This window comes from Haloarchaeobius marinus (assembly GCF_051207415.1).
In the GTDB taxonomy this organism is placed as follows: Archaea; Halobacteriota; Halobacteria; order Halobacteriales; family Natrialbaceae; genus Haloarchaeobius.
On the sequence record NZ_JBPKGD010000001.1, the window covers coordinates 940155 to 961163 of the forward strand.

A 21009-nucleotide genomic window follows, 5' to 3' on the forward strand; every position below is an offset into this window, starting at 1 on the left:
ATTCGGCACCCGGTGTCAAAGTAATTCTTACTGAAGGCAGTCACGTAGTTACTCCATACAGTCATAGTTACTACTCACAGTAATCTTTATATGACTGCATACAGTAATTGTATGTAGGAAGGCCCAGCTCTACGGGGCACGATCTCACGAGAAGGCCCGGATGCCTGTAACATCCGAGCTGGGCTCTTCCAGAGGTATGCAAGAACCCATGGACGAATCAGCACCAGTAGGTCAAGAGAGCATCGATGATCGACTACTTGAAGAAATATCTCAATTAATTGGTGTTTCGCTCGGGGAAGGGGCCGCGACGTGTCAAGTGTGCGGCTCTCCTCTTCACGAGGGTGAGTCGGTCGTTGTGTACGTGTTTCGGCCGGCTGGTGAGGCGATGTTTCAGGTCGGACACGCTGTGTGCGGTGATGAAGGTCACGAGCTGCCGGAGGAGTACACCTTGGGTGTGCGGGAATTGCTTGTCGAGGGCCGCATTGGGGTGTGCTCGGACGGGGCGACGCAATCGTCGTGGCCGGTCCTGTTGGATCCAGAGGTGGTGGCATTGAGTGCGGCGGTGACGAAGTCGGTACGAAAGATCCCAGATGGCGGGTCGCCTGCGAACGGCGCGTCTGATGTCGAGGTACCGGAAACGTCCGAGACGCAGGCAAAGGTGTCTCTGGAAGAGGCACGGCGTCGTGCGGGTCGTCCAGATGGCGATGTGGTTCGCGGGTTGTTCTGGGGTGATATGCAGCGATGACGTCGGGCGAGTCGGTGCTCGTGGATTCGCATCTCGATGTCAAGGTGGATCTGCCGCGGTCGGTGGAGGAGATGTTGTTGCCGGACGTGTACGTTGGGCTCGAAATCGACCTGCTGTCCCCTGGGGACGGGATCGTCACGGATCGGCATCATGCGTCGGCGTCTCGGTATGAGGCGGATGATCCGATGAATCAGATCAAGGGACAAATTAGCCCGTTCACCCTGAGCGGGTGGTTGCGGCACGGCTGTGAGCAAGTCGTCCAGGTTGCCGGGGCGACTGCGTGCCACCCGGGAGAGCCGAACGCGGATTACATGCGTGCGAACGTGTACGAGCGCGATCTCGACTCGGGTTACCACGAGAAGGGCGCGTGCCTCGATGAACACGACGATGGGTGTGTCGTCTACGATTTGTTCGGTGGGTTCGGCGATCAGCCGGGGAAGTTGCTGCGTCGCCCGGTGTCGTTTTCGCCGATCCGTCGGCAGGTGGATGTCTTGGACGGAGAGGCGGAAGCGCACTTCCGACAGATCTCGAATCAGGTTCGGTCGCGGAACGAAGAGGATGGTGGACAACCCCTACGCCAGGCGGACCGTGACGTGCTCGGCAACGTCGAGGGGACATGGAAGTTGACGCTCCGGGAGTTGAAGCCGGAATTCGTCGGGCTGTTCCTCGAAGCGGTGTCGTTCCTCGACGCGCATAGTGATCAGTTCGAGTTCCAGATCGGTGGGGCACGGAATTTCGGGGCCGGGATCGCGGATGCGTGGGTGATTAATCCGCTGTACAGTGAGCGGGAGGTGCGGCGCGTGTTCAATCGAGCGCAGGACGCGACCGCTGCGATGGCGGAGAAGGATGAGGTGTGGCGGTCGGAGTGCCGGCCGGAGTTCGTCAAGGCGCTACAGGCGCGCACGGCGGCGCGTGACGGAGATTTACCGGTGCCTGACGGCGAGTCGGGGGATGAATCTGCGTGACGGATAGTGGTGATCGTGACGACGAGTTGGATGAGTTGCAGCCGCCGTCGACGGAGATTCGTCCGGTGACCGAGCAGGAAGCCAACGCCGGTGTGACCTCGTCGCCGACTGCTGATGCTGAGTCGGCGTCGGTGAAGACAGATACGGGTGTGTCGATGCTGTCGGTGTATCGGCACGACGTGCACAAGTCACGAGGCCGGTCGCATGAAGATGCGGCGACGGAGTTCGCTGGTGTCCCAGTAAACGAACCGGTACCGTTGGGCGCTGATGCAGATGCAGCGTTGCTGAGTCGGCCGCGTGGTGAGCCGACGCAGTCTGTGAAGAATCACATTTCGCCGTTCCGGTTGTCGCTCGTGACGGGTGAGACGGCGACGTCGGCGGGTCGGGTTGATGGCGGAATCCGTAGTGCATTGGCGGAGTTGGTGCAGATCGAGGTTCCGGTGGAGATGCACGCGGCGTGGTTGGAGTCGTCGGTGGCGTCGATCTTCAACGAGTCCGTGTACTACCCGTACACGTCGCTGAAGTTCCATACGCTGCTGACGGCTGCGCTGGTGGATAATTACCGGGCTGGGTACGGGTTCGACGAGTTGTACCTCGTGGTGGACCAGGCCGAGAATGAGGAGAACGGTCCGCGTGTGGTGCCGCATCGAACGGTGTTGGTGATGCCGTCGTTTGCGCTACGCATCACTGGTGAACCGGGTGAGCGGTCGGCCGCGCGGCTTGGTGCTGCGCCGGCGCAGTCCTGGGCTGACGTGTGGACACGGTTACCCGAACATCCGTTCGACGTCGATGCTGACCGGATGTGGCGCGTGGTAGATGCGCAGTTGCGGCGGATCCGGTCGTGGTCGACGGCGTTGCAGTTCGTCGAGGAGAGTTACGCGTGGTGGCGAACGATGCAGCGCCGCTCTCGACTCGGAGGTGGTGAGCAGTGACGGTGATTCAGCAGGTGCTGCTGGAGCTGGACGACGATTACCTGGGGCGTCCGTACTACGTGTCAGGTAACGCGCTGTACCGGGCGATTGCCCGGCGTGTGGATGCGTTGACGCGGCGGTCGGTAGCGGTGAGTCACGGGGTGTTCGTCCCTGGTGAGCACGGCGGGTACCCGGACGAGCACTCGCAGTCTGACGGTTCGGCGTACTTCGGGGCTGGATTACGGCCGGTCGAGTCGTACGAAGACCTGTTCCTCTTCCGCGGTGCGGCGCAGCGGTGGTTGTCGTCGTCGCGGCCGCGGGACGCGCACAACACGCACGATCTGCGAGTGCATGGTGGGCGCGTGGCGTTCTCACCGACCGTCCGGTTCGGGTTGCCGCGGGAGTCGCGGAATTCGAAGCGAACGATGACGTGGTACGTGCACTTCTACGTGCACGACGACACCGGCAGTAGCGATATCGTCCCACTCGACGAGGACGTGCTGGACGGGCTGCGGCTCGGCGGGGCGCGGAATTACGGCTTAGGGGAGACGAGTCTGAAGGACACGCAGACAGTCGATCTAGATTCACTCGATTACTCTATGTTGGAGGACACTGAGGGGTCGTTCGAGTTCGAGTTGGAGTTGGTGTCGCCGTACGTGACGACGAGTGAGTATCCCGGGGCGGATGACCAGTCGGTGCCGTGGTGGTGGACGCCGCGCCCGGGCGGGCTGCGTCGACGCGAGGAGCGACTCGTTGAGGATGGTGACGTTTACGGGTTGGAGACGATTGATCACGGGCAGGTCGTCGGGTACGGCGGACCTGACCCGGTTGGCACTGCGAAGAGTGGTGTGTTTCGGGTCGGGACGCACGCCAGGTACGGGTTCGGTGAGTTCCGGCTGCGGCCGGTGAGTACTGACCGCGTTCCGGAGCGTGCGAGCAACGCGGCCGTCCGTGAGTATGCTGGAGGTGAGCGGTGATGACGCTGGAGTTGGTGGCGTTCGACATCGAGACGACGGGGTTCGAGGTTCGTGATGAAGTGACGGTCGTCGGGTTTGCCGTGCCACTGGGCGTTCGGGTGTTCGTACAGACCGACGGGCGAGCAGCGCCTGACGTGGAGACCTCGGTTCGTGATCGCGTCGAGTCGCACGTCCAGGTGTCGACACACGAATCGGAACGGGTGTTGTTGGAGGCGGTCGGCGCGTTCGCTGCAGAGCGACTTGTCGGAAGCGACGTATTGCTGGTTGCGTTCAATGGTGAGTTGTGGCGGTCTGGGTTCGACTTGCCGTTCTTGCGGACGCGGCTTTCGCGGAGTGACGTGGAGTGGCCGTTCAAAGAGATGCCGTATGCTGACCTACTGCCCGTCGTGACGAACCGGTTCAACACGACCGACGAGGACGGCGAGTCGCGGTCGGATCTGGCCGGCGTGTACGAGACGTTGTGTGAGGGGCAGTACGGTGATCTCGACCCGTTCGGAGACAGCGGGGAAGCCGTGACGGCGTACGAGGATGGCCAGTTCACTGACCTCGTGGTGCACAATGTCGCTGACGTCCTGCGGACGCGACAGTTAGGGGTGCTCGCAGAACGGTACTGCTCGAAATCCGATTTCAAACTGAAATCACTGACTCCGACACGTCATGCGTGATCGACACGCGATTCGCCGGACGATGAAGACACGGGCTCTCGCTCGTGCCGGAGACAGACAGCGTCGGTAGTGCCGCTGGTACGGATTGAAGCGATAATCCAGCAGATTGCGGTAGAGCGGCGCAGTACCAGTCGCAGACGAACGGAAGCCCGAATTGAGATACGACATGGCAGAAGCTGAATCACGACCCAGTGCGGATGAATTGAGCGGTGCAAACACAGAGAGCGACGAATCCGGGGTGACCAGCCCCCGGGAGTGCCACGAGACGGTGGATCCAGAGACGCGAGACGACGTGCTGACGGAATACCGGCACCGTTGCCAGGCGTGCGGGCGGCGCGGCCCGAAGAAGGGCGGTCTAGCGACCCTGCATGTCCACCACATCGAACGGAATCCGGACGGGATGGATGAGCACGACCTGGAGAACTTGACGTTGTTGTGCCGGTCGTGTCACAGCTGGTTTCACCAGCAGAGCACGCCGGACGACTCGCCAGTAGAGATCACTGAGGAAGATCAGAGTGTGTTGCTCCCGCAGGACATCGAAATCCTCCGGTGCTTAGCGGAGAACGGCCCGGCTCGAACGGGGGACATCGCGTCCGGGTTGCCGAGCGATCATTCGGTGTCAGCGGTTCGTGAGCGGTTGTGGGTGCTAATGGGACTCGACAACCTCGTCGAGACGAGAGACCGGCAGATTGTGGACAAAGATGTCGAAACCGGTGAATGGGGCCTCACTGAGCAGGTAGAGAACTCGGCTCGTGGCCACATTCCGGATGACCCGCAATTGCTGCTTCAACGCATGGAGGATGAGCAAGTCAGACAGGCACTTGACCGCGGCTGTGATCGGAGCGACATCATTGACGTGCTCGGCATCTCGCGCCGCACCACGTTCAACAAGAAGAAGCGCGCCTGTGCGTACGACTTCCCGCTGTCCGCGTTCAACCGCGGTGGACGACCGACAGATGGTGACCGTTCGGAACGCAGCACCACCGCGACCGACACAACAGCGGGAGAGAGCGATGAACAGCAGCGGCTTGATGCAGTGGCCGAACAAGACTCTGACTCGCTGGGCCGGACGGAAACGTGGGGGACGCCAGAGGCTGAACCCGAAACGCGGTCCTCAGATGAGAACGTGGAAGATGCAGATCTGAACGAGAGCGGTGCCGACGATGAACTGCGTGTGCATCTGCAGCACGCAATTGACGCGCTACAGGAGGTGGAGCAAGCGCTGTAACGGGCCTACGTGAGCATCGTCAAATTGGTTTACAGCAAGTGATCGAAGAACAGCTATCCTCACACCTCTCGGAGATGTTCCATCGCGGATTCGAAGTTTTCAAACTCTGATCCGCATTCACAGTAGAGAACTGGATGATCTGCCCCTTCGATATCGAGGATCTCCTCCGCGACGCGATTCAGTTTATCGTTTGACTCATCGTATTCGAATTCGATTTCCACACGCGCCGGCGCATCTTCGTAGAGAATGTGGTTTGCCATATACTCACGCGACTATCGACGGGCATTATTTTTGCGCACCTCGGAGCTACTCACCGGGATAGCTTAACCTCCACTCGGTCTCACGTCAGTCGTGAGGGAAACATATCACCGTAGAATTGGAAGATAGGGGTATGGATGCGGACGATGTTCGGGAGTGGGCGAGGTTGTATGAGGAGAGTTACGATGAGGAACTCCACGAGATTGAACAGACGTTGCACGAAGCGTTGCAAGGGCAGGGGTACATCACCCAAGAACAGCTTCGTGATGTGGTTACGTGGAAATTGGATAATCAAGCGGGACGTCGAAGCGGGAATATTGAACGAGTGAATCGGGTTCCCGATGCGTTTGTGCGGCGGGTAAGCGAGGCTGCCTTGTTGGTTGACGATCCAGAGGTGCAACTCAAGACGTTGTCCTCGATACCCGGGATTGGGTGTGCGACTGCAACAGTGGTGCTGACGTTCTACGATCCGGAGCGATACGCTGTGGGAGATCGGTACATGGTGGATTTGGTCTTCGGCGAAGATCGGCAGATGCGGGTGACAGATTATCCAAAGTTGCTCTCGGAGTTGCGTGACCGGAATCCGGGAGGATTCGATCTCCGAACGGTGGAGAAAGCATACTATCAGAAATATCGAGAAGAGAACGGTATCGCGTAGGCCGACGTTTGAGGACTGCTGCTGCGCAGACTATCGCGTGATCTGTAGTTACTCAAGCGATGAACCTGGAGATGTTAGAGTGGTTTCGTTACGTGGTTTCGTCGCCCCTGGATCGTATCCTGCGTCTTGAAGGTTCGAAAGGATATCGTGGATGGTTTCGAGAGTGTCATACAGGTTTTCTGTAGTGCGGCCGGTGCTGAGGAACTCGTTGCTGTCGGTGTTCTCGACGAGGAGTTTGGCGTGGGCGACATCGTTGCGGAGGTCAGTGACGTCGTGAAGTCGGGAGTCTGCACCGCCTTTCGTCGAGAAGCCGCACGCCTGCCAGCAGGCTTCGACGCTGGTGACGATGGTTTCGAGCGTGGAGAATTGTGCGTAGTGGAGTTCGTCTAACGCAACGTTGGCGGCTTGTGCGTCTTCGTACCGGTCTTCGATATCGTCGAGTTCGTCTGCGGTGACCGGCGTGGTTTTCCAGTCCGGTTTCTTGTCGAGGATGAGTTCGTGGAGGTGTTCTTCGAGGTAGGTGATGCGGTCGAAGAGGTAGATACGCGCAGGGGCGGTGTTGAGATCGGCGCGGGTGAGGATACCGGTGACGTGGTTGTGGCCGCCGAGAAAGTAGACGGGTTTCTCGATGAGAGCGTCGAGGGCGGCTGGGAACGAGGTGTCGCCGCTGATCATGTAGTCGATGGTCAGCGGGGTGAGATGGTTGTCAAGAGTATCGCCGTCGTCGTCGGTCGTGACGTCGTCTTTGTGAATGAATCCGACCGGGTCGTCGTCAGCATAGACGGGGGCGGCGTCGTACCCGTTCTCAACGAGCCACGCGGCGGCGTCGCTTGGTGGTGTGTCGTGGTCGAGGTGTTCGACAGAGTGGGTGGCGAGTTCGGCTGCGGTGCAGTCGTAGAGGTCGCGGGGCATATCGCTCGGTGGGGAGCCGAGGGTAGTCAAAATGAGGGTGAGGAAGTGAAGGGGGAGAAGTACCAATCCACCACAAAGTTAATGCCCATAAAGCATATATTCGTATTTGGTTATGCCCAAAGGGTATTTTGAGTCGGCGGGGGCGAGTATCGAATACGGTGCTGCTGGCTGCCTCTTCCCCGTCGATGAACTGGATGCGACGGTGCTCCAGTACCAAGATGCCCAGATCACGCTCGACGACGTCGATGGATCGGACGTCATTGTCGTCGTCCCGACGAGTTTTGCAACCAGTTACTTCCTCACCCAGCACGCACTCACCGCAATCCCGGTCGACAGTCTCTCCACTGCAGTTCAGACCCAGCTCGCTAACGAGCTTGACGACCCCGTAGACACGTTCGACCTCATCCAGATCGGCAAGTGGAACCGAGACAGTCCTAACCACTCGCTCACTGAATTCACAAACGCCTGAACCCGGTCTGCAGACGCACGTAACCCAGCAAGCCCCACCAAACGACTCCTAATGACTGAGACACTCGCCGATGAGTATCCGGAAGCCGCCCCGTACATCCAGCAAGCTGTCGACGAACACGGCGAAGACTGGGTGCTGGAGAATTACTACCAGCAACTCTACCCGCTCGGGAGACTCATGAAGATGCCCGAAAAAGACGAACTCCCGTTCTACGACGCGGACAAGCACGACACGATGACGGAGGAGGAACGAATCGAAATGTATCAAGCGTGGGCGGAGTATCGAGAAAACCTCCGTACCGGAACGAAACCTGGCGAGTGACTCCTACCCTACATTTTTCTCAGCGGTAGTTCTTGAGTGACGTATGGAATTGGATCGGGCGCGTGGTGTCCTCCTTGGGCTAGCGTGTGGGGATGCGCTTGGCCGGCCAGTCGAGTTTATGTCTGCGTCGGAGATCAGTGCTGAGCACGGCCGGCTCGACGAGATGGTCGGGCACGGCACATGGAACCAGCCAACCGGGACGATCACAGACGACACCGAACAAGCGCTGTGCATCGCCCGAAGTCTGGTAGAACACCAAACGTTCGATCCGACGGATATCGCAGAGCGGTTCGTCGCGTGGTACGACAGCGGGCCGTTCGATATCGGGCGCATGACGATGCGGTCGCTCAGCCGCCTCAAACACGGCGACCAATGGGACGAGGCAGGCCAGAACGTGTGGGAGCAGAGCCGAGAAGGCCAGAACGCAGGCAACGGGAGCGTGATGCGGTGTCCACCACTCGCCATCCCATACGCGAATGACTGGGGCCAACTCGTCGAGGTAAGTCGGCAGTCCTCACAGATCACGCACGCTGACCCACGATGTACTGATGGCTGTGCGATCCTGAATCTCACAGTGGCTGGCCTCCTTGACGATGCGGACACACCGTTGCAGGACGCGCTTGACTACGTCGATGCGGACGCACCTGATGAGTTCGTGACGGCACTCCGACCGCTTGCGCGTGGCGACTCCCCCGATACGTTGGAGACATCGGGGTACGTTGTGCATTCGCTGCAGACGGCACTCCACGATGGCCTTGTCGTGGACAGTGCCGAGGACGCGATTGTGACGGCGGTGAATCGTGGCGGTGATACGGATACGATTGGGGCGATTGCGGGTGCAGTCGCTGGGGCGCGGTTTGGGGCGTCACAGCTTCCGGATCGATGGGTGAGTGCTATCGACGACACCGACGAACTCGAAACGCTGGCGGAGCGACTCGTGGAGGTGGCGTGATGTACGTGTTGGCGTTCGACCGGGACTGGACGGTGGACGTGAATCCGCATCCTCGGCGAGAAGCGGTGCCGTTGGAGTGGGTGCAGTTATGGGCACACGAGGCCGGTCACGAAGTCTGGGCTATCGGGAATCAGGACCTCGTAGAGGAAGCAGACATTCCGGGCACGGTGGAGTCGATTCGGCGGCGTGACGGACACGTCGATGCGCTCGGCGAACAGGACGAGTACGGGTACTACGAGTGGTGGCCTGAACGCGAGGAGCGTCTCCGGATTCTTGCGGAGTTGTTCCCGGACGCCGAGGGGTACATCACTGTTGATGATCTCGATTTGGGCCATGTCAATGGCTGGGAGCACTACCACGCGTGGGACTTCGTCGAGTATGTCCGGCAAGGAGAGCTCGGGCTGTCAGCACCGCCCTCAACGGATCTGAGGCCGGATGGCGGGTTTGAATCCGGTGACGCAGTTCGAGAGGTCCTTGCGGACGGGTACGTGTTCGAACTCACACACCGGACGGACGGTAAACAGAAGACGCATCTCGTCACATATTTCGAACCGGATCGTCCGTCGATGACGCCGTTGAAAGGCCCGCCAGCGTTCTGGTTCGAGACTGTCGGAAACGACGAGCGGTTCTCCGTTCGACTCCCCGAGATTGAGGCGTTGCATCCTGTCCCGTATGACCGCCTCGCTGATCCATTCGCGGGGGTTGCGTTCGCAGCGGTTCGAAAACAGCTCGAAGATGACCCTGCCTCGGTGGACAAAGACACGCTCCAAACGATGCTGTCTGATGCGGCCGCGGACGCAGCGAACGTGGATCGCCGTGAAGCGCTTCATCTGGCGATTACCACGGTAGAGCACTGCGACGACGTTCGGGCGCTCGCTGTCGATACAACGTTCGAGCTACTAGCTGACGAGCCGTCGGCACTCGACCGAGCGGCGCTCCAAGCACTCCACGAAGCCGCGACGGACGACCCAGCGGTGGTGAACGATCACGTGGGAGACCTGGCAGCCTACGCGAGTCAGGACTCGATGTACCAGGCAGCCGCGACGCACTGCTTGATGGAGTTGGCGGACGCTGATCCGGCGAGCGTTCTCGACGCAGTTCCCGCGTTCGAAGCGGCGGCAACGGCAGAGGCGGGGGCAACACAGAGTTACGCGGTGTACGCACTCTCCTGCGTCGCGGAAGCGCATCCTGAAGAGGTGTTTCCCGCGATTGCTGCCTTGGTTGAGGCGATGCAGAGTGAGGATGAGACGACGCAGACGAATTCGTTAGCGGCGCTCGGGAAGATCGCGTCGAACTACCCGGACGCTGCGGAACCCATCGTGGACGAGTTAGTGACAGTACTGGACGCCGACGCGAAACGCGTTCGGAATAATGCGGTCGGGTTGCTCGGTGACCTCGCGCAGGAACATCCGGCGGTCGTGATTGAGTACGCTGATCAGATCGCGGCACGGTTGGAGGATAACAATATTCAGGCGCGGGTGAACGCGTCGATTGCACTCCAGCGAGCAGGTGAGGCAGATCCTGCTGCGATTCGAGTACAACAGGATCGGCTAGAGGCTGCGTTGCAGGATCCGAGTCCGGAAGTCCGGGCGAACGTGTGCTCGTTGATCGGGAACGCGTACGTGAGCGTGCCTATCGAGACGCTTGAAGAAGTGAAAGAGAACGATCTGGACGAGACAGTGCGCGACCGAGCGGGATGGGCGATTTCACGTCTGGACTGAGACGCACGTGAATCGAGTCAGACATCGGCGACGGGGCGAGACTCCATACAAACCGAGTTCAGCCGTTCCATATTGTCAGGATGAACTATAGCCACGAGAGACCAGTGTTGAGTTCTTCGAGGAAGGACGGCCGGATCTGAACAGTGGGCGGGAACGAGAGTTGTTCGCCTTTCCGGTCTAGGATCGTTTCGCGGAGGAACGGATGGGCTGGGTCGAATGAGGGGCTTGCTTGGATGCGGTAATTGCTGTCGATGGTGAAAAGAGCGGCGTCGAATGCGCGGTGGTGCAGCGAGTTCAATACGAGAACGTTCTCCGGATGTTCGGCGAGTTCGGGGCGTTGACTTCGTGGGAGGATGTGTGCGAGATCGAGCAGGTCGTCTTCTTGAATACCGGTCAAGGTACACGCGTGGTCGTAGCGGTCGAGTATGTCTGCCCGGAAGGCGTCGCTCACGGTGATTTCGGACGTTTCATAGCGTCGAATCCGGCCACTCGAATCGAGGGGTTCTCCAGTCGGCCACTGGGCCACCTCCCCGGTCTGGACCCAATGCTGCCAAACGTCCGGTGCCTCGCTGTCGTCATTCTGCAGGGCGCGGTCGTGCAGCCACGTGACAGGGACGGAGTTCGTGTTGAGGATTGAGAAATGGAACTGGTAGTTCGGAACCTGCGTTCCGTCCTCAGCACGGTACGCGCGGACTTCGAAGTGGTCGGGAACGCAGAGACCACAGAACTCAACGACGCCTGATTCGGGTTTGCGGAAGACCAGAACGGGCGGGACGTCCTCACGACGACTGGCCGCGGCGGTGTCGAAAGCGGCCTTGATCTTTTGATTCTGCGCGGACTCGTCGTAAGGGTTCGAGGCCTTTGCGTCGCCCCAGTAGCTGATGTACCCGGCATTGACGGCGAGCGTGTCCTCCCACGGGTCGTCGTGCTGGGAGATGCCGCTGTCGTTGGAGACGAGCACGAGCGCCGCGGGCGTATCAGACCGGTCCGCACCGAGATCACGGATGCCGCCGGTATTCTTGATGCCGGTGTCGAGCGGGCCGCGGATCCACCGCAGGAACTGGTCGTTCGAGTTGCGGTAACTCCCCGTGTCGCGGTATTGTTGCCCGACCCGAAACGCGTGGTGCATGATACCGCGGCATTACGTCTGTCAGTCAATAAATGCCTGCGTGATACGCGCTACTCGTCCGTTTCAGCCTGCGGTTCAGGCGGTTCGAACGTTCTGACCTGGTCACCCAGCTGCTCTCGGAAGTCGTCCGTTGACGCTACTTGGATGCTTCCCGGCATCGGTCCGTAGTCATCCCAGTTCGAGGTGTATCGAACGACGCGCGAGTGAAGCTCCCCGCTTCCGGTTTCGAGATCGTACTCGTCGAAGACGTGGTGAACGTCGAGAACGAGCACCGCTCCGTGTTCGTCGTGTTCGTAAATCGTGTTCCCGGTGACTCTCATCCTTTCTTCTGTTCGGATTGATGCGCTGGACTATGTATTCGGGGGCGGCTCGACAACTATGCTATCGCGCCGGTGTCTTCCGCGACTACCGTTCCAGTTTCACAGACCGGGCACTGTTCGTCGACGAGTTCATCGATGGTCTTGACCGCGTTCGACCGGCACTCCGGACACGCTTTCTCATCCCGATCCAAGTCCAGGTCTACCTGCGTTTCACAGTGGATACAGAAGCAGTGCGTATTGAATCCGGTGCGACGGTCAATCTCCTCTTGGGATGCGTCCTCGCCAATCACTTCCCGCGCTCGCCCCATCTCTCCGGGATGTGGGCAGTGGACGCGTTCACCGTCGCCCGCAATCGCGTACATGTAGTACCCCCAGCCGGACGGCATCTCGAACTCACAGTCCGGGTTCGTACAGTAGAAATCGGATATCTGGGGCATTGATACGGCGATACATCCGGGTACCAGTAATCAGTTTCCCTGCCCCAAGTCGAATTCGGCTTGACAGCGTTCCGTAGAACCGCACACCTCGTTTCCGCACTGCGTTATCACGTTGAGACATTGCAGTCACTTATTCTCATCAATAGGTTGAGTTGAGGATGGTGAGATCTCGTTCCAGTTGAGGTTCGATTTTGGGGCTCCGACAGTCGAGGTCGAGTTGTTCGTGTTGCCAGTGCCGACCGTCCTTCCCGTTCCAAACCCCGTAGACGGTGACTTTCGGAAGCCGAATGACACCGAATAGAATCGAGAGGTAGTACAGGATTTCAGCTGCCTGCGTCCATGTTCCTATGGATTTCCGCGGAATGTCTATCGGGTAAACGATGTGCTGGGCTGGGACGCCAGCGTCGATACTTCTGTCGACGAATCCGTGATCGTTGCTAAGTAACACCGCTTGCTTTCGACTGTTCTGGTTGAACTCTTGATAGGCAGCGACGATTGCTTCGTCACCGGTGTCGCACTCAACGACATCGACGGTCCGGTTGGTTCTCAGGCGACGGTACTCGTAGAGGCCGAGGAATCCTTCCCGGTTGGATCCGGCTGGCTGATTGTCGAGACGTGTAAACTCCTCGCCGAAGGCTTCGGTCAGCTCGTGTGTGTTGTACTGCTTGTAATGCCAGTCCAACTCTTCTTTGACGCCAGTTGCAAGCGCGTACCCGTTGGTTGGTCGTCTATCTCGGTCGTCTGTGGCTCCTGTTTCACTGTCGATGCCAAGTACTTCTGGGAGTCTCCAGGCAATGATGTTCGCATCAAGCCCGAGGACAACAGGGTCGTGACCGGCTTCGAGATCAGCATAACCGTGCCGTTTGATAAATTCGCCGACATCATCGTGATTGGCGAGTTGGACATGGCCGCTGGCGACCGCAATGCGGGTATACGTCTCAGCATCCGGCAGATCCTCGTAAGCGGGCTGACCGTGCTTCATAGGAATCGCTTCACGATGGTCCTGGTACGTCATCGTGCCCTGCGTGAATCGAACCGTCGCTTGTCCATCGTCCTCCAGTTCGATCCGGACGAGTTCGCCGATGTCCTCGCAAGGATGTTTGACGGGGATCGAATCGACGCCCTGATCGTACAACGCATTCAACAGAACCATCAATCGACGGCGTTCGATTTGCATTACAGCACCTCCTTGAAGTCGATCAAGTCAGTCGCGGTTCGCGGGATTTCAGCGTAGAATTGCCCGTGATAGCCCCCTGCTTTCCGGTGGAAATAGAAAACGTGGTCGGCGTCAAATTTGAATCCGGCTTGGAATGCGATGGCAGACATGAATTTTCGTCCGGGAGTGACGTCAACAGCAATCGTATCGCCATTCTCACGAGCTGCTTCGATAGTAGACCGGTAGAACTCGATGATGCCGCGGAAGTCAGTCTCGTGATTCAACTTGTGCGCAGACACGTCGGCGTCGCCACCGTACGCCTCGATTATGACCTCGAACTGGTCGGTGGCGTTTGCGACGGACTCAGCAACCCCTGGATTCGAAAGCACCCATGCTTCATTCGGGACGTATCCACGATCGCAGGCCGCTGTCAGCGGATTCAAAATCCCCGGCATGGTGGGCGTTCCATTGGTCACCCAGATTCGAGCCATGAGTAAATGAGAGTCATCCCACTGTCAATAGTGTTCGCGTGTCCGTACTCTACGCCCCACAGTTAACGCGAGATACAACGACTTTGGGCGGACGCAGTTCCACGGTTTGGACGCGCGACGAGCAGGTACTCTACTCTTTGAATAGGTGCTCAAAGTCCTCGAAATCCTCTGGTTTCGTCAATCCACCTGGCTCAAACACGGGATGGTCTAGGTCAAGATCGTACTCCTCAGCTACCCACTGTCGATAGGACTCGTGGTCGTGAGGGAGTCCAGGAGCGTGTGTTTGATGGTGCGCTGGGTGAAGAAATCTGATCTCCGGGTTTCGTCGCAATTCAGGGTCGCACACGAGACACGGGACATAGTTTCCAGCCATGAGGCGGGAATCATCTCGTCTTGTATTGACTGTAACGGCGATACCGTGGTGAGGTGCGCCAAATCCAGGTATCACTACGTATTTCTGACGTTGACGGCGCTTTTTGATGTGTGTCCCCAGATATCGGGTTGGAGTGAACTATCGAGTGGGCTACACCATCGGCGACCAGCGACGAGTACTTTGAGAATCCTGGTTCTGAGCCGGGAACAGGCGCGGGAGTACGGTGACGAACTCGTAATGACGTTACGAGTGGACGAGCAGGTATTGAAGGTACACGAGCTTGATCCGCGAGAACCATTTGCGTGGAAGATCGAAGACGAGGCGTTGGTAACCAAGTCGATATCTTACCGAACATCCGAGGTTGTCGCGGACGGTGACCGGCACGACTCTCATTATTCACGGCAGGTTTTGGAGAACCGAGCATGCGAAGTCTTAGCGAGTCTCTGTAATACTGGTGATGGTGACGTCTTCGATACGATGTCCTGCTGTGATATCGGAGCAGGATTATCGCAAAAACGGAGGCTGTCTACTGGTTCCAAAGATTTCATTGAGGCCGCCCCCGCCGGTACTCGGACAATCGCTCCCGAGGGCAGTTCTACCGAATTCGGCGAGATGTACTCTGATACCGCGGTTTACCGGCTTGTAGCCCTTCTTGTTTGAGGACGGTTCGTTTGCGGGTGGCAAGGGTTCTTATTCACGAGTTCCATTTAACGGGTTTAGACCGATGGCAAAGACAACGAAAGATGAATCGTCTGGCGAAGTGTTCCCGTCCGAAGTTCGGTGTCCCGTGATTGGTGGAAACCAGTTTCAGCTTCCAGCACGACTCGTGCGTGAAGTCGGATTCAGGAGCCCGCGATGGGACACTGTTCGAAGCGCAAAGGTTGCGTGGTACTACCACGAAGAGGATGAGAAGGCAGTCCTCGCAGACAACACGATAGATAGACCATCGCTAGAATTGGTGGGTGCCTCTGCACTCTCCGGTGTCAGTAACGATGAACTGGAATCAGACGATGTGAGCAGTGCGCGGGTGACCATCATCAACGATCTGCCTAACGCCCTCTACGAGAGACTCACCACTGATCGACTCGTACTGAAGCCGCTGTACGCCACCCACCATCCCCAACTGAACGGAACTTGTGTCTCCGTCTACCCTGCGGGAGAGTATGATCGTGGAACCCTCCCAAATGTGACTTACGACCAAATTCCGGCTGCTGGTAACGAAGCAAGTACGAACGACACCTCAGATGTCGTTGGAACATACCATAATCACGCCAATTCCGTCTGAACTTAAACACTGGATGCCTTCATCCCGGTTCAACTGCCGGTGAGATTGATGCCGAATCGGTGTCTCATCAATACGCCAAGTCTCCCAGTAACAACCGACCTGTCTGAATCCTTATCATACTACATCGTGATATGACAAATTTAGAAAATGCAGGACGGCAGTGGGATGCACGCATGAAATTACACACGGTTGTTTTCAGCTTTCCTGAATTTGGACGACGGGACGCAGTTGAACTACAGAACGCCGAACGGGTTTGACATAGAATTCAACACAGCCGTGTGCAATTGTGACAGAGTTAGAATGTTATCGTTCGGGATGCTCGTAGGAGCAGTTGTGAGGTCCGTGAGTACCGGGTGTGCGACCGCCGCCGTCTTGGACTGGCATTAAAAATTTTCCGGTGAAACATATTTTGATCGTCCACAAATCCCCACGGGATACATATTATCATCCTGACAAGTTCTATTTTACTACCACCGTAATAGGGAGATATGGCGAACAGCCCAGAAGACAACTCAAACGAACCCGAAGGGTATCGTGACTGGAGCCACGATCTGGCCACCCTTCAGGAAATCGGGGAAGAACTCCTCGAAGAATGGAGGACAAATCATCAACAATCACCACGGGATTACCCGGCAGTGCGATGGCTGACCGATAACGGCTACTCGCACCTCCGGTGGGTACTCCGTGAGAAACACGATATGGGAACGCCCGAATTCTTCATTCTACTCACCTCAGCAGGCGGATCGGAAGAGTACGAATGGAGCACCGACGACGTCGCTACCATCGAACGGGCTAACGCATACCTCGATGATCGCATCGAGTGTCGCGGTTGGAGGCCCTCCACGACGCGGACACAGCGTGCGCGGATCAACGAGGTTCTCCGTCGGTTCACAGACGAATACGACGATGACAGAATCCTCTCCATTGCCAACGACCCCGGACGTAAGACCGATGTCTACGAATCCTTCAAGGAGGTCGTCAAGAGCCTTCGAGAGGAGCTGACCTCGGGCGATTCGGCCCATCATTACGTGCGCGCTGCACATCGATTCTTCGAGTGGCTCGACCGGTCCGACCGCATTGCCTACGATCCGATGGAGAACATCGAGGATGAGTTCCGGTGGGACTGGCATTCTGACTCGACGCCTCTGACGCCTAGCCAGGTTCGGAGACTGTGGGTCGCTGCCGAGACGGATGAAGAGCGAATGCTGGTAATTGGGTACTGCGTTTGGGGTGTCCGTACGAAGGAACTCCCCGCCGTCCATGTAGACCAGATCACGCTCAACGTACACGATTCATACATCGAGTTCGAGGAACCTGACCGAAAGAACGGACAGGGTCAAGTCTCCCTCATGTTCGGCCTCGATGCACTCGCTAACTTGCTCGACGAACGTGCAAAGCGACCAAACTGGAATGGGTACCTCTTCCCAAGTGACGCACCGAACCGATCGTTCTTGGGCCCTAAGCAGATGCGTCGGCGGTTCAAAGACTTGTGCCGGAAAGCTGGCGTGAAAGTTGACGGTAAAGCGGGTACTCCGAAGCACGGACGAGCCTTCTACTACAACCTCTTGACAGATGTAGAGTCAGACCTGTTGGAAACGGCAGGTGAGATCGCCAAGGAACAAGGCTCGAACGATGCCAAGGCAGTCCGAGACTTCTACCTCACTTCTGAAAAACGGAGACGGTACAGACACATCCTCTTCCGACAGCGCATCCGTCGAATCCTGCCGGACGACGCCCACACACAGTACAGCACGCGCACTGATTTCGACAGCTCACTTGACGATTTCGAGTGAGACGCGCCCCACCACGAAACTTCAAACTAACAACTCCAACCAATGCCCGACCATCTCGACGACGTAGAGTTCCTCAAACAACACCTTTCGGGTGATCCGCCAGAGGAATTACTCGAACAAATTGCGTCCACTGTCGTGGACCACATGGCGGATTCGTTTCCCGAGTTATCGCTGAAGTCCCGCCCAATGGAGACGGTCTTGGATGAGTTCCGTGAAAAGAAACTGGACGAAGTCGAATCAACGGGACAGTACAGGCGGAAACTAGACTACCTCCAGACGTACCTTGAAGACGAGGCGCTCATCGAATCGACCGAGGACCTCACGAGTGAGGACGTTGAGCAATACGATAAATGGCGGAAGTACGAGTCCTTGCCTCGGGACGAACCATTAGCGGATACGACGCTTAGCGACGATATGTACCTCTTCCGCGAGTTCATTCGGTATCTGATCGAACATCGGATGGCTCCAGTTCGCTTCGAGAAGTGCGTCCAAATCCCGGAAATAGACTATGCTAGTGGCGAGGGTGTCGACGAGAAGAAACTGGACCCGGAGATAGCGAAAGCAGCGCTGGACTACCTTCGGAAATACGAGTACGCCGATATCGAGCATGTTTCGATGGAGTTGATGTGTCAGTCTGGTCCCCGGAAAGGCGGATTAATTGGCCGTGATGTCCCTGACTTCGCCTACGAGAAGCGGGTTCTCAAGTACGAGACCGACGAGACGACACCGCTCAAGAACGACGAGAGTAGCGAACGGGAGATAACCCTCTACAGTGATGTTCCAGAGATCATTCAGGACTATCTCAATGATCAGCGACCGCCTGAAACTGATGAGGAGGGAAGAGAACCGTTGCTCACAAAAGGTGACGGGAGAATGAGTCCGTCGACGCTACAGAAGATCGCCTACAAGTGGACTCGACCGTGCATGGTCGGTTTAGACTGTCCTCACGACCGCGACCCCGAGGACTGCGAAGCGGCACAGAAGAACAACTCCGCCTTCAAATGCCCTAGTAGTCGAGCCCCGCACCACATCCGGAGCGGGTATATCACCGACCAGAAGAATAGGGGCGTCTCAGCAGAGGGGATCGAGCAGCGGTGTGATGTTTCCCCGAGAGTTCAGAAGCTCCATTACGACCTTCCGGACGACGCTGAGGAACGCGAACGCTTTGAGGACGAGTTCCGGAACGCCGACGACGATCCCAACTCCGGGTTCAATCACGACTAACCTTTCCCAGAGTGTGTAAACCGTCAGATGTACTCAGTCATCGGTCAGCCTTTAGATTCTACCAGTTCGACCCTGATCATCAGAAGGATTCACGATGAATCGTTGTCGAATCTCTATTACTAGCTCAACACCTCAACGGAGGAACGCGACTCCTCTATGAGATGCCAATGGAGTCATCGAGTGCCCGTAGTGCTTGGCCGCGACTCCGCCTTTCGACACTTTCGTCGTGGACTTCGTCGATAGCTATCCATACTCCATCTGTGGTTTTCACTAAAGTGATGTCCCTCTCAATCTCCTCTTCGCTTAGGAGAAAATCTTGATCTCCGTCAACCGTCGCAGGTTCGGTCATAGTTGGTATTTGTTTTCTGACTTCATGAATCTCCTCGATCTAAGTTAGCACAGTAGGTCAAATCAGGTAGATTGGAATAACAACGTTCCCATAGAAAGGCAATGACACCAGTAGTCAATCAGATGATATCTCCCTACAGTTCGACGTCACCCACAGAGACCTTAGACAAAACCTTTGATCTGATAGGAGTTCGCAGTCAGGCTCCTAAATGAATTCAAGCAGAATATCGCTCGGGCCCGTACGCAACTCTTCAAGGCCGGTAAGGAAGTGATTGACCTCTTCACCCAACGGCATTCGATAGAAGCCACAGTCAAGCCAGACGAGCACATTCTGAAGCTCTCGTTCGATTGGACGAAAGCAGCTGGTACAAGATACTTTGGGACGGCAGTATACAGTCTAATCGATGATCAGACGCCTCCTCCACGACCTCGGATACGTGATTGCGCACGTTCTCTTCCTCGGCGCTAGGACACCTGACGCGGTTGTCAAGCGACTTCGCGTCGCGTATCGCCTCGTCGGTGTCCGGATCGTCGAGACGCCACAGGTCGATTCGGTCGAACGGACGATATTCCTGTGCCCATATCGGAATTTAGGTACCACCTGGTTCGGGGAGAAGTGGATCTGTCACGACATCCTCGACCGTGTCGACGACGGCTACGTGACGTATCTCCGACGGCACAAGGGGATCGACTACCAGCGACCCCGCAGATGCGCCGACCTCGCGTACTGCGGCGAATCCGAGTACTGCTACTCGGAAGTTTCCGACTTGGAGTAGGTGGCCGATGAATCAGAACCGTCTCCGCGAGCGGATCACCGACCAGTTCTCCTACCGTGGCGAACGAGCCGACATCTGGCGGGCGTTCGACCTCCTGCTCGACACTGACGAGTTTCTTAATCTCGGCTACTCGGAGTGGTACCAACCACATATTGTCGGGTCGAGTCAGCGCCGTCTCGTCACGGAAGTCGGCTCGAGGATTGCGTCGCACCTGCCAGCTACTGACGGGGTGCCTCTTCTGGATGTCGGCTGTGGACGGGGCGGTCCGGCGATCCACCTCGCCGATCGATTCGGATTCAGCGTCACTGGACTGGACCTCGTTCCGTACAATATTGAACGGGCAACCGAGAACGCACGCGGGAAGAGCGTCGAGACCGAGTTCGTTGTCGGCGACGCGACGCAACTCCCATTTTCGACCGACTCGTTTGCCGCTTGTACGGCCATCGATGCGCTCGTTTATCTCCCTGATCGGAACCGCGTTTTCACTGCGATCGCAGATGTCCTCGAATCTGAGGGCGTCCTCGTACTTTCCGACCTCGTGATGCAGCCCGACGTGAGCGAGACGGAACGAGAACACGTCGACTCGTTTGCAGACACGTGGGACATGCCGTCGTTGGGTACTGTCGAACAATACAACACCGCTCTCGACGATGCGAATTTTGAACTCAAAGCAGTCGAAGACATCACGGGGCACAGCGTCGGGCGCTTCCGGAAGTGGACAACGCTGTACCTGCAGCTACTCAGGAGTCCAATCCGGTCTCTCGTTGAACCACTGCTACGAGCGTATGACCTTGATCCATCGGTGATCACCGAGCAGGTGAGGGCTGGGCACCATGCGTTGCCGTTCCTACAGCACGTCATCCTTGTTGCGAAGAGGTGACCGCAACTTCACTAC

The 21009-nt window shown here is 57.6% G+C and carries 25 protein-coding genes; 17 read left to right on the plus strand and 8 right to left on the minus strand.

Going from position 1 to position 21009, the window contains the following annotated elements; all coding sequences use genetic code 11:
• Positions 1–208 precede the first annotated feature (208 nt).
• The 6 genes from ACSC1W_RS04745 to ACSC1W_RS04770 all read left to right on the plus strand — a co-directional run bounded on the left by ACSC1W_RS04745 (position 209) and on the right by ACSC1W_RS04770 (position 5491).
• The gene (locus tag ACSC1W_RS04745; RefSeq protein ID WP_435345715.1) at positions 209–745 is read left to right on the plus strand and encodes a DUF8112 family protein; all 537 of its coding nucleotides are present in this window, start codon (positions 209–211) and stop codon (positions 743–745) included.
• Entirely contained in the window at positions 742–1710 is a 969-nt protein-coding gene (locus tag ACSC1W_RS04750; RefSeq protein WP_435345716.1) for a hypothetical protein, read from the plus strand. The genes ACSC1W_RS04745 and ACSC1W_RS04750 overlap by 4 nt, the downstream gene beginning before the upstream one ends.
• On the plus strand, positions 1707–2642 hold the full coding sequence (locus ACSC1W_RS04755; RefSeq protein WP_435345717.1) for a DUF8168 family protein: 936 nt from the start codon (positions 1707–1709) through the stop codon (positions 2640–2642). Before ACSC1W_RS04750 ends, ACSC1W_RS04755 begins: the two co-directional genes overlap by 4 nt.
• Positions 2639–3598 carry a hypothetical protein gene (locus ACSC1W_RS04760; protein ID WP_435345718.1) on the plus strand — a complete coding sequence of 320 codons (960 nt, stop codon included), beginning with the start codon at positions 2639–2641 and terminating at the stop codon, positions 3596–3598. The genes ACSC1W_RS04755 and ACSC1W_RS04760 overlap by 4 nt, the downstream gene beginning before the upstream one ends.
• A complete protein-coding gene (locus tag ACSC1W_RS04765) occupies positions 3598–4263 on the plus strand; it encodes a hypothetical protein (protein ID WP_435345719.1) in 666 nt (221 codons plus the stop codon). The genes ACSC1W_RS04760 and ACSC1W_RS04765 overlap by 1 nt, the downstream gene beginning before the upstream one ends.
• A 166-nt stretch (positions 4264–4429) precedes the next feature.
• Entirely contained in the window at positions 4430–5491 is a 1062-nt protein-coding gene (locus tag ACSC1W_RS04770; RefSeq protein ID WP_435345720.1) for an HNH endonuclease, read from the plus strand.
• A gap of 59 nt (positions 5492–5550) precedes the next feature.
• Here ACSC1W_RS04770 and ACSC1W_RS04775 read toward each other — a convergent pair whose 3' ends face one another.
• Positions 5551–5751, minus strand: a complete 201-nt coding sequence (locus ACSC1W_RS04775) for a hypothetical protein (RefSeq protein WP_435345721.1) — start codon at positions 5749–5751, stop codon at positions 5551–5553.
• Positions 5752–5882: 131 nt separating this feature from the next.
• Here ACSC1W_RS04775 and ACSC1W_RS04780 point away from each other — a divergent pair, with 131 nt between their 5' ends.
• Positions 5883–6407 (plus strand): hypothetical protein, encoded by a 525-nt coding sequence (locus ACSC1W_RS04780; protein ID WP_435345722.1) that lies wholly within the window; start codon positions 5883–5885, stop codon positions 6405–6407.
• Between the two features lie 48 nt (positions 6408–6455).
• On the opposite strand, the gene ACSC1W_RS04785 is transcribed toward ACSC1W_RS04780, so the two are convergent.
• A complete protein-coding gene (locus tag ACSC1W_RS04785; RefSeq protein ID WP_435345723.1) occupies positions 6456–7319 on the minus strand; it encodes a CBS domain-containing protein in 864 nt (287 codons plus the stop codon).
• 112 nt (positions 7320–7431) lie between these two features.
• Between ACSC1W_RS04785 and ACSC1W_RS04790 the strand changes: the two genes are divergently transcribed.
• The 4 genes from ACSC1W_RS04790 to ACSC1W_RS04805 are packed head-to-tail and all read left to right on the plus strand — an operon-like array spanning position 7432 to position 10782.
• Positions 7432–7788, plus strand: a complete 357-nt coding sequence (locus ACSC1W_RS04790) for a DUF8165 family protein (RefSeq protein ID WP_435345724.1) — start codon at positions 7432–7434, stop codon at positions 7786–7788.
• A 51-nt stretch (positions 7789–7839) separates the two neighbouring features.
• Positions 7840–8109 carry a DUF8110 family protein gene (locus ACSC1W_RS04795; protein WP_435345725.1) on the plus strand — a complete coding sequence of 90 codons (270 nt, stop codon included), beginning with the start codon at positions 7840–7842 and terminating at the stop codon, positions 8107–8109.
• A gap of 43 nt (positions 8110–8152) precedes the next feature.
• The gene (locus ACSC1W_RS04800) at positions 8153–9061 is read left to right on the plus strand and encodes an ADP-ribosylglycohydrolase family protein (protein ID WP_435345726.1); all 909 of its coding nucleotides are present in this window, start codon (positions 8153–8155) and stop codon (positions 9059–9061) included.
• The gene (locus ACSC1W_RS04805) at positions 9061–10782 is read left to right on the plus strand and encodes a HEAT repeat domain-containing protein (protein ID WP_435345727.1); all 1722 of its coding nucleotides are present in this window, start codon (positions 9061–9063) and stop codon (positions 10780–10782) included. Before ACSC1W_RS04800 ends, ACSC1W_RS04805 begins: the two co-directional genes overlap by 1 nt.
• An 85-nt stretch (positions 10783–10867) precedes the next feature.
• Here ACSC1W_RS04805 and ACSC1W_RS04810 read toward each other — a convergent pair whose 3' ends face one another.
• From ACSC1W_RS04810 to ACSC1W_RS04830, 5 genes are all read right to left on the minus strand, one after another.
• Positions 10868–11911: an HNH endonuclease gene (locus ACSC1W_RS04810; RefSeq protein ID WP_435345728.1), complete on the minus strand. Its 1044-nt coding sequence runs from the start codon at positions 11909–11911 to the stop codon at positions 10868–10870.
• A 50-nt stretch (positions 11912–11961) separates the two neighbouring features.
• Positions 11962–12231: a hypothetical protein gene (locus ACSC1W_RS04815; RefSeq protein WP_435345729.1), complete on the minus strand. Its 270-nt coding sequence runs from the start codon at positions 12229–12231 to the stop codon at positions 11962–11964.
• A gap of 56 nt (positions 12232–12287) precedes the next feature.
• Positions 12288–12668 carry a hypothetical protein gene (locus ACSC1W_RS04820; RefSeq protein WP_435345730.1) on the minus strand — a complete coding sequence of 127 codons (381 nt, stop codon included), beginning with the start codon at positions 12666–12668 and terminating at the stop codon, positions 12288–12290.
• 139 nt (positions 12669–12807) lie between these two features.
• Positions 12808–13845 carry a hypothetical protein gene (locus tag ACSC1W_RS04825; RefSeq protein WP_435345731.1) on the minus strand — a complete coding sequence of 346 codons (1038 nt, stop codon included), beginning with the start codon at positions 13843–13845 and terminating at the stop codon, positions 12808–12810.
• The gene (locus ACSC1W_RS04830) at positions 13845–14315 is read right to left on the minus strand and encodes a PDDEXK family nuclease (RefSeq protein WP_435345732.1); all 471 of its coding nucleotides are present in this window, start codon (positions 14313–14315) and stop codon (positions 13845–13847) included. Before ACSC1W_RS04830 ends, ACSC1W_RS04825 begins: the two co-directional genes overlap by 1 nt.
• 622 nt (positions 14316–14937) lie before the next feature.
• On the opposite strand from ACSC1W_RS04830, the gene ACSC1W_RS04835 reads away from it, so the two are divergent.
• The 4 genes from ACSC1W_RS04835 to ACSC1W_RS04850 all read left to right on the plus strand — a co-directional run bounded on the left by ACSC1W_RS04835 (position 14938) and on the right by ACSC1W_RS04850 (position 18990).
• The gene (locus tag ACSC1W_RS04835; protein ID WP_435345733.1) at positions 14938–15348 is read left to right on the plus strand and encodes a hypothetical protein; all 411 of its coding nucleotides are present in this window, start codon (positions 14938–14940) and stop codon (positions 15346–15348) included.
• A 64-nt stretch (positions 15349–15412) separates the two neighbouring features.
• Positions 15413–15973, plus strand: a complete 561-nt coding sequence (locus ACSC1W_RS04840) for a hypothetical protein (protein WP_435345734.1) — start codon at positions 15413–15415, stop codon at positions 15971–15973.
• A gap of 488 nt (positions 15974–16461) precedes the next feature.
• Positions 16462–17766, plus strand: a complete 1305-nt coding sequence (locus tag ACSC1W_RS04845; RefSeq protein ID WP_435345735.1) for a site-specific integrase — start codon at positions 16462–16464, stop codon at positions 17764–17766.
• Positions 17767–17808: 42 nt separating this feature from the next.
• Positions 17809–18990 carry a site-specific integrase gene (locus ACSC1W_RS04850; RefSeq protein WP_435345736.1) on the plus strand — a complete coding sequence of 394 codons (1182 nt, stop codon included), beginning with the start codon at positions 17809–17811 and terminating at the stop codon, positions 18988–18990.
• Between the two features lie 154 nt (positions 18991–19144).
• On the opposite strand, the gene ACSC1W_RS04855 is transcribed toward ACSC1W_RS04850, so the two are convergent.
• Positions 19145–19339, minus strand: coding sequence for a hypothetical protein (locus tag ACSC1W_RS04855; protein WP_435345737.1), 195 nt, complete (start codon positions 19337–19339; stop codon positions 19145–19147).
• 403 nt (positions 19340–19742) lie between these two features.
• On the opposite strand from ACSC1W_RS04855, the gene ACSC1W_RS04860 reads away from it, so the two are divergent.
• Together ACSC1W_RS04860 and ACSC1W_RS04865 are read left to right on the plus strand one after the other, a co-directional pair.
• The gene (locus ACSC1W_RS04860; protein ID WP_435345738.1) at positions 19743–20114 is read left to right on the plus strand and encodes a hypothetical protein; all 372 of its coding nucleotides are present in this window, start codon (positions 19743–19745) and stop codon (positions 20112–20114) included.
• Positions 20115–20121: 7 nt separating this feature from the next.
• The gene (locus ACSC1W_RS04865) at positions 20122–20994 is read left to right on the plus strand and encodes a class I SAM-dependent methyltransferase (RefSeq protein WP_435345739.1); all 873 of its coding nucleotides are present in this window, start codon (positions 20122–20124) and stop codon (positions 20992–20994) included.
• The last annotated feature ends 15 nt before the right edge of the window (positions 20995–21009 follow it).

Coding starts and splice junctions, on each gene's coding strand:
- ACSC1W_RS04745 (WP_435345715.1), top strand. CDS start 209: ATGGACGAATCAGCACCAGTAGGTCAAGAGAGCATCGATGATCGACTA.
- ACSC1W_RS04750 (WP_435345716.1), top strand. CDS start 742: ATGACGTCGGGCGAGTCGGTGCTCGTGGATTCGCATCTCGATGTCAAG.
- ACSC1W_RS04765 (WP_435345719.1), top strand. CDS start 3,598: ATGACGCTGGAGTTGGTGGCGTTCGACATCGAGACGACGGGGTTCGAG.
- ACSC1W_RS04770 (WP_435345720.1), top strand. CDS start 4,430: ATGGCAGAAGCTGAATCACGACCCAGTGCGGATGAATTGAGCGGTGCA.
- ACSC1W_RS04775 (WP_435345721.1), bottom strand. CDS start 5,751: ATGGCAAACCACATTCTCTACGAAGATGCGCCGGCGCGTGTGGAAATC.
- ACSC1W_RS04780 (WP_435345722.1), top strand. CDS start 5,883: ATGGATGCGGACGATGTTCGGGAGTGGGCGAGGTTGTATGAGGAGAGT.
- ACSC1W_RS04785 (WP_435345723.1), bottom strand. CDS start 7,319: ATGCCCCGCGACCTCTACGACTGCACCGCAGCCGAACTCGCCACCCAC.
- ACSC1W_RS04790 (WP_435345724.1), top strand. CDS start 7,432: ATGCCCAAAGGGTATTTTGAGTCGGCGGGGGCGAGTATCGAATACGGT.
- ACSC1W_RS04795 (WP_435345725.1), top strand. CDS start 7,840: ATGACTGAGACACTCGCCGATGAGTATCCGGAAGCCGCCCCGTACATC.
- ACSC1W_RS04800 (WP_435345726.1), top strand. CDS start 8,153: ATGGAATTGGATCGGGCGCGTGGTGTCCTCCTTGGGCTAGCGTGTGGG.
- ACSC1W_RS04805 (WP_435345727.1), top strand. CDS start 9,061: ATGTACGTGTTGGCGTTCGACCGGGACTGGACGGTGGACGTGAATCCG.
- ACSC1W_RS04810 (WP_435345728.1), bottom strand. CDS start 11,911: ATGCACCACGCGTTTCGGGTCGGGCAACAATACCGCGACACGGGGAGT.
- ACSC1W_RS04815 (WP_435345729.1), bottom strand. CDS start 12,231: ATGAGAGTCACCGGGAACACGATTTACGAACACGACGAACACGGAGCG.
- ACSC1W_RS04820 (WP_435345730.1), bottom strand. CDS start 12,668: ATGCCCCAGATATCCGATTTCTACTGTACGAACCCGGACTGTGAGTTC.
- ACSC1W_RS04825 (WP_435345731.1), bottom strand. CDS start 13,845: ATGCAAATCGAACGCCGTCGATTGATGGTTCTGTTGAATGCGTTGTAC.
- ACSC1W_RS04830 (WP_435345732.1), bottom strand. CDS start 14,315: ATGGCTCGAATCTGGGTGACCAATGGAACGCCCACCATGCCGGGGATT.
- ACSC1W_RS04840 (WP_435345734.1), top strand. CDS start 15,413: ATGGCAAAGACAACGAAAGATGAATCGTCTGGCGAAGTGTTCCCGTCC.
- ACSC1W_RS04845 (WP_435345735.1), top strand. CDS start 16,462: ATGGCGAACAGCCCAGAAGACAACTCAAACGAACCCGAAGGGTATCGT.
- ACSC1W_RS04850 (WP_435345736.1), top strand. CDS start 17,809: ATGCCCGACCATCTCGACGACGTAGAGTTCCTCAAACAACACCTTTCG.
- ACSC1W_RS04855 (WP_435345737.1), bottom strand. CDS start 19,339: ATGACCGAACCTGCGACGGTTGACGGAGATCAAGATTTTCTCCTAAGC.
- ACSC1W_RS04860 (WP_435345738.1), top strand. CDS start 19,743: ATGATCAGACGCCTCCTCCACGACCTCGGATACGTGATTGCGCACGTT.
- ACSC1W_RS04865 (WP_435345739.1), top strand. CDS start 20,122: ATGAATCAGAACCGTCTCCGCGAGCGGATCACCGACCAGTTCTCCTAC.